Consider the following 15,983-nt stretch of genomic DNA (forward strand, 5'->3'; position numbering starts at 1 on the left):
GCATTTGGTATTGCACTTCATGTGTTAATCTAAGCTGTCAAAAATTCAGTATATCCTCTATTATTAATCATCATTGCTGTACATAATAGATACATAGACCTCAATTGAAACGCCTTCTATAACTAGCCTTACAGGCACGATCAGTTTATTTTTTAAACGTCATCAGTTGCTATAAAATAAGCGATTGCATAGCACTATGTTTTATTTATGGTGAACGCTTTTTAACACCACCTCTTCCCTTTTGAGATAATTCTATGAAGTCGTTAACCCTGACCTACTTATTCACCGCCACGTTACTTATGACAGGTTGCCAGTCAATCCAATTTGTCGATAGTCCTATTCCTGTCAAAAACAACGCTATTAAAAATGTGCCCGCTAAAAACATACTGGTTAAAACTGCGCCAATCACGACTACGAACGATAAAAAATAAAAACCGATGTACCAAAAGAAAAATTAAAAAAAGCAGATATCAAAGTGATATCTGCTTTTTGATGTTTACATAATAGGATTTGTTAAACATTTTAAATATTAGAACGGTTAATAGCAACAATCGTATCGCTTTTATTTCTAATTGATTATAGAACTAGGACCTAGGCTGATGTTTAATAATAGTCTTGGCTAGGTGATCTCCAAACCAAATTGCCGTATCGATATCCCCTGCGCCTGGCGTTTCTTCAGGTGGGCCATCTAGCGACTGAGTCATCAAGCCCAAAAAGCTCGATAAACGATTTAAATCATGAGCTTCATGACCGGTTGGCATCAGCGGCAACCCTATCCAGTTCATCCCATGCTGCATGGTATATAAGCAAATCTGCTGTAACACAGCCAATTTATCACCGCTAAGTCCGCCTGAATTGGCGAAGCCTGCTGCCCACTTACCTTCCCATTTACGATGATACCAACGCTTTGATGTCTCATCCATAAAGGTCTTAAATCCTGCCGTCACGCTACCCATATACACCGCACTACCAAAAACCAATAAATCTGCCTGATCCAAAAAATCCCAATCAACATCATGGACATCGACGGCTTTGGCTTGCGCTTCTGGTAATTGCTGACGCGCACCAGTCACTATCGCTTCTGCGACGCGCTTGGTATGACCATAATTACTATGGTAAATAACAGCAATGGATACGCTAGGAAGGTTATCAATGCAAGCTGATGAAGGCTTTATAGGTGTAGTCATACAAACTCTAATAATTGTTTGGTTGAATATAGTCTGTCATTAAATACTAACTACTATATAAGACAGCGGGCGCAATAGTTAATTGATATGAGGCAAGCTTTTATAAATTCAACCTTATTGTTGCCACTGTATTAACAAAGGCTTAATTAATGCGCTAAAAATGTAGCGATTAAACTCAATGTGAAACCACATTGATAATACACAGGAAAAGAAGACAATCAATCTCATACCTCTAAACCTCAGCACCTAATCAAACCTGCCTAAGTTATTCCATATTTGAATATACTAATTCCCTCTCTTCTTATAGCCATTATTAAAAACGGGTTTATCATAGTGCGCTTATTCAAATATCCTCGAATAAACCACTTAAATATTCCAAAACAATATTATAAATAATTAACTCTGAAACTATATATCAGAGAAGGAAGTTATCCCCTTGACGACTACAACGACTAGAGTTCAACCTGTGAACGATACACGAGATCCTATTGCTAGAGAGTCTTTGGCTTTAAATGACCCACAAAAACGACTGATAGCAGGCGGCGCGATTGCGGGTTTTATTATGCTGGTCTATCTGTTTGGCACCCAGCCTATTGCCCAGCCCTTACTTTTTATTATTGGCTTGTTGCTTGGCTATACCTTGTTTCATGCCCGCTTTGGTTTTACTTCAGCATTTAGACGTCTGATGTCGGTAGGGAATGGACAAGCAATGCGATCTCATATGTTGATGTTAGCGGTTGCTGTTACTTTATTCGCACCTATTCTTGCATATGGTACGACGATTTTTGGTGGATCGGTCGCAGGTTATGTGTCGCCAATCGGTGTTAGTTTGCTCGTAGGATCTTTTGTATTCGGTATTGGCATGCAGCTTGGTGGTGGTTGTGCTTCTGGCACGCTCTACGCAGTAGGTGGTGGACGCTCAGTGATGTTCATTACCTTTATCTTCTTTATCATTGGCGCGACTGTTGGTGCTTATCATTTGCCGTTTTGGACAGAAGAGATGCCCTCCTTTGCCCCTTTTTCTCTAGCGACGTCTACTGGCCTTGGTTACAGTGGCGCTTGGATAGTGTCTTTGGCACTGTTTGCTTTGATTGCGTGGGTCACGCTCGTTGTTGAGAAAAAAACCAACGCACCTAAAATGGCACCTGTACCGACTGAAAAAGGTTGGAAACGCATCTTCCGTGGCTCTTGGCCATTATTTGCCGCCGCGATTGTCTTGGGTTTACTTAATGCTTTGACATTAATGACACGCGGGCAACCCTGGGGTATTACCTCTGCATTTTCGTTATGGGGCTCAAAAATTGCGAGCAACTTTGGCGTTGATGTTGCTAGCTGGGGCTATTGGCAGGGGGCTAATGCAGCCGCGTTAAACGCTTCAATCTTTGCTGATTCGACCACGGTTATGAATATCGGTATCATCATTGGCGCTTTTATTGCTTCGGCAGCAGGTGGTTTATTCAAGTTTACCCAGATTACTTTGGGCAATTTTGCAGCTTCCGTGATTGGTGGGTTAATGATGGGTTATGGCGCACGTCTGGCTTTTGGTTGTAATATTGGCGCTTATTTTGGCGGTATTGCATCCTTCAGTGCTCATGGTTATATCTGGGGCATCATGGCTATGGCAGGGACTTTCTTAGCCCTGTATCTACGTCCCTTATTTGGGTTATCGGTACCGAAATCTAATGATTCAGTATGCTAAAAAACGAACGAATGATTAATGAATAGCTTTCTTTAGCAAGCAAGAAGAATTCGTCCCAGTAACGCGTTATAATACTTGTATTTCTTTTATTTAGGGCTAGCTATACTGCGTACAATTACTAGCGCCATCCGCCCAGTAGCAGGCTGCTGTAAATGTGTCTGCCGTCGATAAGAGTAATAACGGCTATCAGAATAACTACAAGCGTTAGAGGGCTGACTCTCTACGAGGATACCTGCTGATACTAATTGGTCGGCCGCGAGTCTCGATAAATCTATCTTAACCTTATCCGCGCCGACTGTGGCACAGTTTGATGGCTTAGCAACTGTCTTATGTAAATACCGAGCGTTGCTATTGATATTTATATCATCAGCAGAGTTTATGACATATCGCTGATTGAATTTAGCCATATCTGCTGTGGTCAATAATTGGTTTTCTAAGCACCCTTTTCGCAACTTATCTCTCACGTCACAACCAACTTCATAGTTATTCTGACTGATACAAACGCCTATCCAAGCCATAACTTTTCCGCCGCTACCAAAGCGTTCAGCGGTCGCTTGGATGACGCCACAAGCCAGACCTTGCCAGCCAGCATGAATAGCAGCTATTTTCCCCGTTGCGGGCTGATATAGCACGATAGGCACACAATCGGCGGTCATTATCGCCAGACCTACATCGTCTTGCTGACTAACCATGGCATCGGCGGCCAGTGGTTGCATACTCAGCGCGGTCGCATCGATATCATGAATTTGTTTGCCATGGATTTGATTGACCCAGTGTAAATGTTTGATACCTGAGCATTGCTTATTATCCGGTGATACGTTTACTACTTGCTCATTAATAGCAGCCAACAGCCGCATCCGGTTGCCCAGTACTACTGCTGCATTATCATTGACATGCAGCCCTAAATTTAGCTCACCATAACTGGGCTGATTTGCTGAGGGAATAACATTTAGATTGGCATCAGTAGCCACTATATCGTCAGCAAAAAAAGCCGCCGTTTGAAAAACAGCGACATCATCAATTTGCGCAATTAAGGTCATAGGAAGCTTATCGTTCATGGCTGATTCTCAGCGACTTTTAGGCGAAGTTTGCTCATCATCATAACCTTCGCTTAACACCGCCATTAACTGCTGCATATCTTCAGGCAGTGGGGTCGTTACTTCAATATCCTCACCTGTCGTGGGATGCACGAAACCGAGCGTATAAGCATGCAGAGCTTGACGTGGAAAGTTATTGATTGCTTGGCGCTGCGCTTCTGTAAGTCCTGCTCGCAGTTGACGGCGGCCGCCATAGACCCGGTCACCGACTATCGGATAGGTAACATGGCTCAGATGTACTCGAATCTGGTGCGTACGACCCGTTTCCAAGCCAACATCCAATAAGCAATAATTATCATTGAGAGGGGTTACATTTAATAAATGTGTGACTGCTTCGCGTCCTGCCGTCATCACCGTCATTTTGGTACGCTGATTGCGATGACGTCCAATCGGTGCATCGATACGGCGATGGCGTAATAAGCTAGCCGCATCCCCTGCCACTACACATTGATAATGACGATAAACGGACTTGTCTTTTAACTGCTCCATCAGTGCCATTTGTGCAGGTTTGGTTTTACCAATCAGCAATAGCCCCGAGGTGTCTTTGTCAATTCGGTGTACCAACCCTGCACGCGGTAAATGGTGCTGTTGAGGATAATGATACAGTAGTGCATTGACCAAAGTGCCTGTTTGATTGCCCGCGCCAGGATGCACTACCATACCGACGGGTTTATTGATGACCAATACATCGTCATCTTCATAGACCACTTCGATCGCGATATCTTCTGGCTGGTCTTCGCTATGCTGCTCTAATGTCGTTGATAAATGCAAGACATCACCTGCTTTGACCCGGACTTTTGGTTTTTGCACACTGCCGTTATACAGCAAGCTGCCGTCATTAATCCAGCCTTGCAACTGTACACGCGAAAAATCAGTAAATGCTTTTGATGCCAATTTATCAATTCGCAAACCAGCTTCATCTTCTGTGGCGGTATGGGTAACATCAATGATGACAGGCACCGATTGCCCAGCAGCTGATGCTTCATCACCCTGGTGTTCTTCGTCATCGCCACTGTAGTCATCTAACTCGTCGTGAATATCGTCACCCAATTCTTCATGATCGGACAAGCTATTGTCATACACTTGCTCATCAAGCGCTGTCTGATTATCATCAGGTAACTCACTATTATTTAAAACGTCATTTGGCATCGGTGACTCTTGTGCTGATGAATCAGTATTTAGCAATTGATTCGGTGGTAAATGGGTAGTCATAGCATTATTATTCATAGCAGATATATAAGTGGCAAAGTCTCTGACATGGTTTTGCAAGGTGACTTTTTAAAATCGAATAAAAATTAAGTAAAACACTTAGGGGCTGTATAAGCAATCGTCGTCAAAAAAACGGCAGTAATATCGTCATAGTGTAGCATATTGAGCGTTTAAGCCCTATAGAAGCGATGCGTTATCTGTCACTTTTTGATTATCACTTGGCATGTTGAGCGTTATGCTGTGCTAAATATTCGACCATGGCATTCACAGCGACTACCTGTGAACGATCAATACGCCCTAGCCATTAACTCTCTAAAATATGACATTGCTGTAATTTACTGTATATTTATCGGTACCAGTGACATTGGATATCGCTCGTGCTAGCAGCTCATGTTAAAATACCCAACTATTATGTGACGTGCTGCCAGCAGTTTTATGCAGTATGATTAAATCAAGTACAATATAGATGGCGAAAAAATAGACGCAGCAAAGGTTATTCTATAAAGTATAGCCATATTTTGCTGTATGCTATGGCACTGTATTTTAAAACAACTATTTTTATTATTCACCTTTTATATAGCATAATGGCGCTGCTGCTATTATGCGTCTTGTGTCGGAGAAGAAGTATGCAAGCTGTTGGCAATACGTTTATCAAGCTGTCCTCAATAACGCTACTTGCGCTAAGCGTAAACCTAGTGGGTTGTCAGACTTTTAAAAACCTGACTGGTGGGAAAGATGTCGATGCAGTAGAAACGGCAGAAAAGTCAGAGCAAAGTTATTATAACGATGCCCTGGCTCAGATCGAAAAAGGTCGCTACGCCCAAGGTATTGAAGATCTAACCAATCTCCGTACATTCTACCCTACAGGGCAATATGCTGAGCAAGCATTGCTCGATATGATGTATGCCCAATATGAAAGCGGTAAATATGAGATGGCAGCCGCCAGTGCTGAGCAGTTTATTCGTTTATACCCCTCTAATCCACAAGCCAGCTATGCCTATTACGTGCGTGGTGTGGCCAACATGCAGGGCTCATCTGAAGGACTGAAACTGTTTAAGATGAACCAAGCCGAACGCGATACCGCGTATCTGCGTATTGCTTTTGCCAACTTCCAAGAGCTTATCAATAAATATCCAAATAGCCCATATGCACCAGATGCCGCTCAGCGCATGACTTTTATTTATAACCAGTTTGCTGAAAGTGAGATGAGCGCTGCCAATTGGTATATCGAACGTGAAGCGTATGTTGCCGCTGTTAACCGTGCCAAATGGGTGTTTCAGTACTATCCACTCAGTGAGTCAGTGCCTGAAGCCATTGCTGTACTTGCTTATAGCCATGAAAAACTGGGTCTAAATGACTTGGCAAAAGAGTATAAGACGCTATTGCAGATTAATTATCCAAACTGGCTAACCAACGATGGCCGCGTCAAGCTAAATACCAAACGTGAAAGCACATGGCTCAATAAAGTAACGTTTGGTAAACTTGGTCGTTCTGGGGTCACGGACAGCTCTGTTTCTACCGGTAATTATGATGGGGCAACTAAGACCCAAATTATTCGTAAGGCCAGTCAATTAAGACTGCCTAGTGACAATGCGCCGACCACTGCTCCACAAGGTACTTCACCAAAACGTACTAATCCTAATGGTGTCAATGTCGGTTTGGGCTTACCTGAAGCGTCAACTGAGCGAGTGACCAGTCAATCAAGCACAGGCTCTACTGCTAGAGAAGCTGAAGTAGAACCGCAGAATATTAACCCAACACGCCGTACGACACTGCCCAACCAAGGAATTGCCGTAACGCCATCGGATACACCTGCCGATAGTGCAGATATCAATGATAAATAACGGTTTAAAACCTAGGACAGTGTATCTGGGTTAGAGACGCTAGCGTCTTTTAAGTATACAAACGTCTATCATAAAAAATAAGGTCAACGATATGGTTGGCCTTATTTTTTCTATTTCTACCTTTATTTTTATTGAATTATCTATGCTCAATATTGTTTACCTTCAATATTGTTTATGCCTAAGATAATTCACCTATGGTAAACTATTTTTTGCATGAGCATACCAAATCACATTCTTGAACAACTTAATAGCCAAGCTGACTTAATCAGTATTATTGGGCGTCATACCACGCTTAAACGTGCTGGTAGTGAGTACAAAGGCTGCTGCCCTTTCCATGGTGAAAAATCACCGTCTTTTTATGTCAATCCACAAAAAAATATCTATCACTGTTTTGGCTGTAGTGTCGGCGGTAATGCCATTAGCTTTTTGCGTGACTATGAAAACCTTACCTTTATCGAAGCGGTCAATGAGCTGTCCAAGCAAACTGGCATCGAAGTACCAAAAGAAGAACAGCAAAACGTCAGTTATCAGCGTTCCAAACAAAAACCCACTGCAAAACCAATACCAGCATTGCCAGCTGAAACGGCGACACACTCGCAAGCCCCAGTTAGTCAGCCAATAGCCGATAGTCAGTCATCAATAAATATACCGCCTGATTATACGCAACAACCAACTTATAACGACAATAGCTACGATAGCTACGACAACTATCCACCGCTAGATGCTTACGATTCAGTACCTTATCCAGCTGAGTCTTATGCTTCAGACTATCAAGGTGATGACGGCTATCCACCTGCGTGGCTGATAAGTAGCGATGATGGCTCTATTGCACTGCACGAAGAAAATAGCGTCGCTGATAAAGACGGTAATCTGTACGAGCTATTAGAGCAGATTCAGCAATTTTATCAGCATAATCTCAGCATTCACCCGCATGCTAAGCATTATTTTTTAGCGCGTGGTATCACTGAAGACATCTTTGAAACCTTTGGCTTGGGCTATGCGCCATTTGGTTGGCAGCACCTCGAGCACCAATTTCCCCAAGATATCGAAGGTCTAAAAGCGCTTGGCTTAGTGCGCCAGTCAGAATCTGGACGCGATTATGACTTACTCCGTGATCGGGTTATTTTCCCGATCCGCGACAACCAAGGACGGACCATTGGTTTTGGTGGTCGCGCGCTCGATGACGAAGTGAAGCCCAAATATATCAACTCGTCCGACTCGCCTGTGTTCCATAAGCAGCACGTACTATATGGCTATTATGAATCTCGCCAGCAGCGTGCAGATAGCTGGCTGGTGGTCGAAGGCTACATGGATGTGATAGCCCTTTATCAAGCGGGTATTTATGGTGCCATCGCCTCGATGGGTACGGCGATTAATGAGAGTCAAATATCACGGCTTTTGACCCTAAATCCTACCCTAACATTGAGTTTCGATGGCGATAGTGCGGGACAAAAAGCGGCTTGGCGCACGCTGGAAGTTGCCCTGCCTGTGCTTGCCGATGACAAAGAACTACGGTTTTTAACCCTACCTAATAATCACGATCCTGATACTTTTATTAAAAGTCAGGGCAGTGACGCCATGCGTGAGCAAATCACCAATGCAATGCCGCTGTCACAGTATATTTTCGCTTATTTAAGTGAGCGCCATGACTTAACCTTGGCAGAAGGCAAAGCCAAGCTGATGTCACAAGTGCGCGCCTTGACCACCGCATTGCCTAAAGGCAGTAGCTTTCGTTATTTACTGAATAATGATATTTATCAAAAACTGGGTGGTAAACGCAGTCAAAATAAAGAAGCAAGAGACGCCCTACTAGATTTTGATGGTGAAATGACCATCAGTCAGCAGTTGCAGCTTTGTTTTTTATTCCAACCGCGCGCCTTGATTGATGACCCTATCGAGTCGATTTGGCAACAGGCAGGTATTAACCAGCTGCAGTTACCTGCTCATATAAAGCAAAAAGCCTCTGCCGATATATTGCGTCCACTAGCGTGGGAAGACCTACAAGACGATGGATTGCTCGATATCGTCAGTACCATCAAACGCTGCCTTGATTATTTACCAAAAGATGCCAATGCAGCGGCGCACTTTATCTTATCTAACCTAACGCCTGCCACCCAAGAAACACTGAGCCGTAGCTGGGGCGGGTTTTATAAAACCTTGACCGCAAGAAGCATCTTAAGCCTCGATGAGCTGATTGAAAACTTAGTAATGCAGCTGCTCAAATTGCATTTGCAAAAAAAGATGCAGGAGCTGATTAAAAACCCTGATCACATCAAGCTGGCGATTGTCCGTAAGCAATCACAATTGTTAAATGATTGGTTGCGCGCTCAGCAAGCCGAACAATCAGCACAAATGACCACGGTTAAATCTTAATTTCTGTGCTTATTTTTTATTAATAAAACCGTAACCCTTTAAAAGTATAGCGGTTGTCCCCACTAATAATGATTATGCCCAGTAATACATGCAGCCCTAAATTAGGTAATTGGTAAAGCAATTGATTAAAAATAATTGGCAATATCTGTAATAAACACAGGCGAGCATCACTAGCTCGTGCTTGATTACTATGGTCTGTGTTAAACTGTGTCGCTGTATATTTACAGCACTGCTCAATAGATGGCGACAAGACCGCATCGTTGAGCACAATTTTAAATATATATTTTTTAGAGATTGTTTTTGAGTATCATCTTTTTTAGGCAACACTATCTTTTAGGTAGCATTATTTTTTAGGTGATCTTATTTTGCAGACTTTTATCTTTATTGATTTTTAGCCATTTTTTGGCACTGTTATTGTAGTGTTTTGAGCCTTTATTCATATCCACTCATTTTTGATATTATTGACAACCTCTACGCCACCTTTTGATCAATCGATTGATAAGATCAACGCACCCAGCCAGCGATAGCGCGTCACAATATAAAAATGTCCGATGCAAGTAAGCGAGTATTTATGAACGATAAGTCAGTTTCTAAGTCCACATCTCAACTGGCCACCTTAATCCAAATGGGTAAAGAGCAAGGGTATCTTACCTATGCTGAGGTGAATGACCAACTGCCCGACTCTATTACCGAAAGCGATCAGATCGAAGATATTGTGCAAATGCTGACCGACGTTGGTATCAAAATCTTTGAATCTGCCCCTGACGCCGATGACATCTTGATGAACGACGATTCAAGCGATGATGACATGGCAGCAGATGAAGCAGCGGCGGTATTAGCCTCTGTTGAGACAGAGCCTGGTCGCACCACCGATCCTGTACGTATGTATATGCGTGAAATGGGTACCGTTGACCTACTGACTCGTGAAGGTGAGATTGCTATTGCCAAGCGTATCGAAGAAGGTATTCGTGACGTGCAGCATGCGATGTCTTATTGGCCGGGTACGGTACAATTCGTCCTAGATGAGTATCAAAAAGTACAGGACGGCGAGAAAAAACTTTCTGATGTCATCACTGGTTTTCTAGACCCTGAAACCGAAGCAGACAAAATCGCCGCTCAAGAAGCAAAAGAGGCGGCGAAAGAAGAAAGAGAGCGCATCAAAGAAGAAAAAGAAAATCCTCCTGTTATCAAAGAAAAAGCCAAAAAGGCGCTAGGTGACGATGATGAGGACGAAGAAGAAGTAGAGGAAGAAGCTGAAGAAGAAACCAGCGGCCTCGATCCAGAAGAAGTACGCCTGCGTTTAGAAGAAATTGAAAACCTATTTATCAAAGCCAAGCAAGCGCTACTTGATTATGGCCGTGGTAGCGCGCAAGCAGATGTCGCTTATGCGCTACTCGCCGAACGCTTTATGATGCTAAAGCTAAACAACCGCTTGTCAGACCAAGTCATGGCGATTATGCATGACGTCTACGATGACGTGCGTAAGCAAGAGCGTCAAATCATGCGTTTGGTGATTCGCCGTGGACGTATGCCGCGTGAAGAGTTCCGTAAAACTTTCCCGAGTAATGAAACTAACGTTGATTGGTTAATCGAGCGTATTAAAGGTAAGCCTGCGTTTTCTGCTACGTTAGAAAAAGTCACCGACGACGTCATTTTATTGCAGCGTAAGATTCGTGATTATGAACAACAGCTCGATATGAAAATCCACGATATGAAAGACGTAGCGCGCCGTATGGCGGTCGGTGAAGCAAAAGCTCGCCGTGCTAAAAAGGAAATGGTCGAAGCCAACTTACGTTTGGTTATATCTATCGCCAAAAAGTATACTAACCGTGGTTTGCAGTTCTTGGATCTTATCCAAGAAGGTAATATTGGCTTGATGAAAGCGGTCGATAAGTTTGAATACCGCCGTGGTTATAAGTTCTCGACCTATGCCACATGGTGGATTCGTCAGGCAATCACCCGCTCGATCGCTGACCAAGCGCGCACTATCCGTATTCCTGTTCACATGATTGAGACCATCAACAAGATAAACCGTGTCTCACGTCAGTTGCTACAAGAAATGGGCCGCGAACCAACCCCTGAGGAATTAGGCGAACGCTTAGAGATGGACGAAGTTAAAGTCCGTAAGGTATTAAAAATTGCCAAAGAGCCTATCTCGATGGAAACTCCTATCGGTGATGATGAAGACTCTCACTTAGGCGACTTTATCGAAGATGGTACTATCTCAAGTCCTGTTGATGATGCGACGTCAGCGGGTCTACGCGAAGCCACTCGCGATGTATTAGGCAACCTAACTGAGCGTGAAGCACGGGTGCTAAAAATGCGCTTTGGTATCGATATGCCAACCGATCATACGTTAGAAGAAGTCGGCAAGCAGTTCGACGTGACCCGTGAACGTATTCGTCAGATTGAGGCAAAAGCATTACGTAAATTGCGTCATCCTTCACGTTCTGAGCATTTACGCTCATTCCTTGAAAATGACTAATTTAAATAGTATGTGCTAAGCACATCTTATTACGCCTAGTGGCAAACCAAAAAAGCTGAGTATATCTCAGCTTTTTTGTGCCTGTTATTTAATGGCTGCTATTTAATGGCTGCTATTTGATGGTTGTTATTTAATGGCTATTAGCTTTTACCTATTAAATATAGAGCCGCTATAGCATGAGATAAGCAATTAATTCATAAAAATATTGCCTTTATTTAAAATATCGAGTATAACTACCTACCGTTCGGTAGTTAAAAAATTAAATAGATAAATAGTTAATAGTGCACTCTTATGAATAAACAAACCCATGTAAAACACATCAGTATCAAAACCGTCATCTCTCTTGCCATCATTGTGGCGCTTGGCCCTGCAGCGATTGATATGTATTTGGCCTCAATGCCGAATATGGCAACAGACCTCAATACCTCCTACGCCACCACGCAAATCACGTTGACCGTCTTTCTTATCTTTATGGGTTTAGGACAGCTGGTATTTGGTCCCGTATCTGACGCCATAGGACGAATAGCACCATTATTTGCAGGCTTACTGGCATATATTGGCGCTTCCGTGTGGGCGATGTGGTCACAAAGTATTGAAAGCCTAATCTTTGCTCGTATCTTGCAAGGTCTTGGCGCCTCTATGGCTATCGTGGTGGTGATGAGCATGGTACGCGACTTAGTCGATGGACCAAAAGCGGCACAAATTTATGCTTTATTAAATACCATTGTGGCATTAGGTCCAATCGTCGCGCCAGCAATCGGCGGTATCGTCGGTGCGCATTATGGTTGGCGCGGCGTCATGTTTATTTTGGCGGCGTTAGGTATCATCGTGCTGATTAATACGCTGTTGAATATCAAAGAAACCTTGCCAAAAGACAAGCGCATTCAATTAAATATAAAAAATATTACAGGCATTTATGTCGGCATATTAAAGAACAAAACCTTTGTCTTTAATCTATTTGCGCTATCTGCGGTGTATTTCTTTTTGTTTGCCTACATCGGTGGTTCTGCTTATGTCTATCAAACAGACTATGGTCTTAGCCTAGAGCAATTTGGTTTTGTCTTTGGCTTGACCAGTATCAGTCTAATTTTAGGTGCATCTTCCACCGCTTATTTGGTCAAAAAAATATCGGCGTCACATTTGGCCTTAATCGGTGCCGGTGTCATGATGCTGGGTAGTGCCGTTTGCATCATCGCTTATCTGCTATCGATGGGTTTGGTCGGTATTGTCACTGGCATTGCCTTGGGATTATTTGGTCTTGGTGTATTAGAAGCGACGTTGATGGCGATTGCAATGGACTCGCAGCGCAGCGCTTTGGGTTCAAGCGCAGCTTTATTGGGCGCCATTCCTATGTTACTCTCATCCACTGCCACACCCATCGCAGGACAATTGGTCGAAATGAACACCTTATATTGGTTAATCTTGCTAGGTGCGATGGGACCAATTATTTTGATACTGGTCTATCTCGGTTCTAGAAGTTTAAAACCTTATAACACTCTCTCCACACCATCATTAGAGGAGGCCTATGCAAAGTCATAAACCACGCTCAAGCGCTAAGCAACGTATTATTGATGCTGCGTTTGAGCCTTTCTTTATGCACGGCTATGAGGGCGCATCACTCAGTGATATTGCTAAGGCTGTGGGCATCCGCAAAGCCTCTCTCTATACGCACTTTGCCAGTAAAGAAGCGATATTTTTAGAATTACTGCAAGATGCGCTCGAGTCGGAATGTGCGTTTATTAAGTCATGCTTTGCGACGACTAGTGAATTTTCTACTCCCGGTGAAGCGTATTGCCATGCTTTTGAAGCGCGTTATGAAAGCGCGATTACCTTACGGTTTTTAATTCGCATGGCCTATGCCGCACCTGTGCATTTGACCGATACCAGCGCGGCGACTTTTAATGTCTATATAAAGGTGTTGACTGAGCAAATACAGCTGGCTCTACAGCCTTATCAGCTCGACTCTGAGCAGCTAGAGCTGTATACCGATGCCTATCTAGGCGTAATCGATAGCTTAAGTGTAGAGCTGCTATATGCGGAAGGCTTATATGAGCGCCGTTTTAAAGCCATGCTGATGCTTTATCACACTGCTATTGAACAGCTCGATAAAAAATAGATTTTTAAATCTAAGCTGCTTTTTTTATCGTTATTTGGACATCACTTGCTAATGATGGCTGAGTTCACCTATCATAGGGCTGATCTGCTTAAACACGAACCACTTAAACAGCAGCTCAAAGCTCTATTAGAATTACTTTAAAGTCGATACAATTTTAAAATCGATACCATGCGACTGGGATGAATTTTTCGTAGCCTCTGTGATAACAGCAAGCAAGGAAAATTTATACCAGTCGCACATAGCTATAACGTATCGCTTTTATTTTGAACTGACTATATTTAAATTTTATATTTATTATTAAAAAACAAACCTTGTCGGGGTGCTTTGATTTTGACGCTTTAACTACAATCAAAATCATGGCTGAGAGTTACCCGCGAACCTGATGCAGTTAGCACTGACGTAGGAAACAAGCGTGTCGATATATAAGTCACATTTACTTCATATTTTGCCAATCTATTAAACCTAGACGGGCAAATTTTTTGTGCCTTATCAATTCTCGTTTCCTGCCATTTGCTTGCTTGCATTTTATAACAGTAAGTGAAAACTATGGATTACCAAACGCTACGTCACAATTGCCCCACATGGGATGATTACATTCAGCACGACTTTGTCAAACAGCTGACCGCTGGCACACTCGCCCCTGACAGCTTTCGCCACTACCTTGTGCAAGACTATTTATACTTAATTCACTATACCCGCGTGATGGCGCTGAGCGTGTATAAGAGTGACACACTGGCACAAATGCGCGTCGGTCAAGCAGGTATCAATGCCATGCTCGATATGGAAATCGCCATGTACTTGGACTTCTGTCGTCAGTGGAATATACCACTTGAACAAGTAGAAAACGCCCCTGAATCTGCCGTCACCATCGCCTATAGTCGCTATATATTAGACGCGGCTATGTCAGGCTCGCTGGCCGAACTGTATGCCGCTATTGCGCCTTGCTTAATGGGCTATGGAGAAATTGGCAGATGTATCAAAGATGAGGGTTTTATCGATAACAACCCTTATCAACCATGGATTGACGTGTTTTCTAGCGATGAGTTCCAAGTAATTACCGCGCAGAACGAAGCACAGATTAATACGCTATTAGCCGATGCCAGCCCTGCTCAAGCAGACAAGTTCCAACGGTTATTTAACACCGCCGCACGTATGGAAGTTAATTTTTGGCAGCAGGCGTTAGATTTGTCTTAACTTATACTCAATCTAGCTTGATTCTAAAAAAGCCCTCTAAAATCAAAAACAATGACCAATAATAATGATCAACAAGGAGAAACATCATGGCAGCATTCGATGAACACGCAAGCGCGTACGACAGCTGGTTTTTTGACAACCAAAACTTACTGACCAGTGAGCTCAAACTGGTCGCTCACTTCTTAGATAAAGATAGCGAAATATTGTCTATCGGCTGTGGTAGTGGTCTTTTCGAATCCCTGTTAGCCAAAGATTACGGCATTCATATCACGCATGGTATCGAGCCATCGAAAGACATGGCTGAAGTCGCTGAGAAACGCGGCTTGCAAGTAGATATCAGCTCTGCCGAAACCTGCGAGATTGCGCCTAATAAATTTGATATTATTATGTTTAATGGCAGCGTCAGCTATATCAGGGATTTGGATGTCTGTATCAAAAAGGCCTTTGATGCTCTAAAGACTGGCGGCAAACTTATCCTGATTGATGTGCCAAAAGAAAGCGGCTTTGCCAGCTTATACAATTTAGCGAGCGCGGTAGATACGTGGGAACATCCATTACTCGAACACATCTCCCCTGCTGACCCTTATCCTATTGAGCTGGTGAAGTCAGCAAACTGGCGTACCTCTGATGAGAAAATCGAATTAATGCAAGCCAATGGTTTTGTCGATTTCGAATATGCGCAGACTTTATTGACCCATCCTATGTATGCCAATGACAAGGTACAAGAGGTCATCGAAGGCTACGATCGCGGCGATTATGTGGCGGTATGTGGTTATAAA

The 15,983-nt window shown here is 43.2% G+C and carries 12 protein-coding genes; 9 read left to right on the plus strand and 3 right to left on the minus strand.

The window, feature by feature from the left end:
* The first annotated feature begins 254 nt into the window (after positions 1 to 254).
* On the plus strand, positions 255 to 431 hold the full coding sequence (locus ACT3TU_RS10835) for a hypothetical protein (RefSeq protein WP_192524328.1): 177 nt from the start codon (positions 255 to 257) through the stop codon (positions 429 to 431).
* Between the two features lie 153 nt (positions 432 to 584).
* Here ACT3TU_RS10835 and ACT3TU_RS10840 read toward each other — a convergent pair whose 3' ends face one another.
* Entirely contained in the window at positions 585 to 1,187 is a 603-nt protein-coding gene (locus ACT3TU_RS10840) for a flavodoxin family protein (protein ID WP_192524327.1), read from the minus strand.
* 436 nt (positions 1,188 to 1,623) lie between these two features.
* Here ACT3TU_RS10840 and ACT3TU_RS10845 point away from each other — a divergent pair, with 436 nt between their 5' ends.
* On the plus strand, positions 1,624 to 2,886 hold the full coding sequence (locus ACT3TU_RS10845) for a YeeE/YedE family protein (protein WP_192529229.1): 1,263 nt from the start codon (positions 1,624 to 1,626) through the stop codon (positions 2,884 to 2,886).
* A gap of 86 nt (positions 2,887 to 2,972) precedes the next feature.
* On the opposite strand, the gene ACT3TU_RS10850 is transcribed toward ACT3TU_RS10845, so the two are convergent.
* On the minus strand, positions 2,973 to 3,944 hold the full coding sequence (locus tag ACT3TU_RS10850; protein WP_192524325.1) for a polyphenol oxidase family protein: 972 nt from the start codon (positions 3,942 to 3,944) through the stop codon (positions 2,973 to 2,975).
* A gap of 9 nt (positions 3,945 to 3,953) precedes the next feature.
* Positions 3,954 to 5,195, minus strand: a complete 1,242-nt coding sequence (locus ACT3TU_RS10855; RefSeq protein WP_192524330.1) for an RluA family pseudouridine synthase — start codon at positions 5,193 to 5,195, stop codon at positions 3,954 to 3,956.
* 623 nt (positions 5,196 to 5,818) lie between these two features.
* On the opposite strand from ACT3TU_RS10855, the gene ACT3TU_RS10860 reads away from it, so the two are divergent.
* From ACT3TU_RS10860 to ACT3TU_RS10890, 7 genes are all read left to right on the plus strand, one after another.
* The gene (locus ACT3TU_RS10860) at positions 5,819 to 7,036 is read left to right on the plus strand and encodes an outer membrane protein assembly factor BamD (RefSeq protein WP_192524324.1); all 1,218 of its coding nucleotides are present in this window, start codon (positions 5,819 to 5,821) and stop codon (positions 7,034 to 7,036) included.
* A 213-nt stretch (positions 7,037 to 7,249) separates the two neighbouring features.
* Positions 7,250 to 9,409, plus strand: coding sequence for a DNA primase (locus ACT3TU_RS10865; RefSeq protein WP_192524323.1), 2,160 nt, complete (start codon positions 7,250 to 7,252; stop codon positions 9,407 to 9,409).
* Positions 9,410 to 9,980: 571 nt separating this feature from the next.
* Positions 9,981 to 11,894: an RNA polymerase sigma factor RpoD gene (gene rpoD / locus ACT3TU_RS10870; RefSeq protein WP_444784372.1), complete on the plus strand. Its 1,914-nt coding sequence runs from the start codon at positions 9,981 to 9,983 to the stop codon at positions 11,892 to 11,894.
* A 291-nt stretch (positions 11,895 to 12,185) separates the two neighbouring features.
* Entirely contained in the window at positions 12,186 to 13,433 is a 1,248-nt protein-coding gene (locus tag ACT3TU_RS10875) for a multidrug effflux MFS transporter (RefSeq protein ID WP_192524321.1), read from the plus strand.
* Positions 13,420 to 14,010 (plus strand): TetR/AcrR family transcriptional regulator, encoded by a 591-nt coding sequence (locus ACT3TU_RS10880; protein WP_192524320.1) that lies wholly within the window; start codon positions 13,420 to 13,422, stop codon positions 14,008 to 14,010. Before ACT3TU_RS10875 ends, ACT3TU_RS10880 begins: the two co-directional genes overlap by 14 nt.
* Positions 14,011 to 14,556: 546 nt before the next feature.
* Positions 14,557 to 15,204 carry a thiaminase II gene (tenA, locus tag ACT3TU_RS10885; RefSeq protein ID WP_192524589.1) on the plus strand — a complete coding sequence of 216 codons (648 nt, stop codon included), beginning with the start codon at positions 14,557 to 14,559 and terminating at the stop codon, positions 15,202 to 15,204.
* Positions 15,205 to 15,290: 86 nt separating this feature from the next.
* Positions 15,291 to 15,983: class I SAM-dependent DNA methyltransferase (locus tag ACT3TU_RS10890; RefSeq protein ID WP_444784373.1), on the plus strand; the 693-nt coding region annotated here is incomplete at its 3' end.

The organism is Psychrobacter sp. AOP3-A1-26, from assembly GCF_052378235.1.
GTDB lineage: Bacteria > Pseudomonadota > Gammaproteobacteria > Pseudomonadales > Moraxellaceae > Psychrobacter.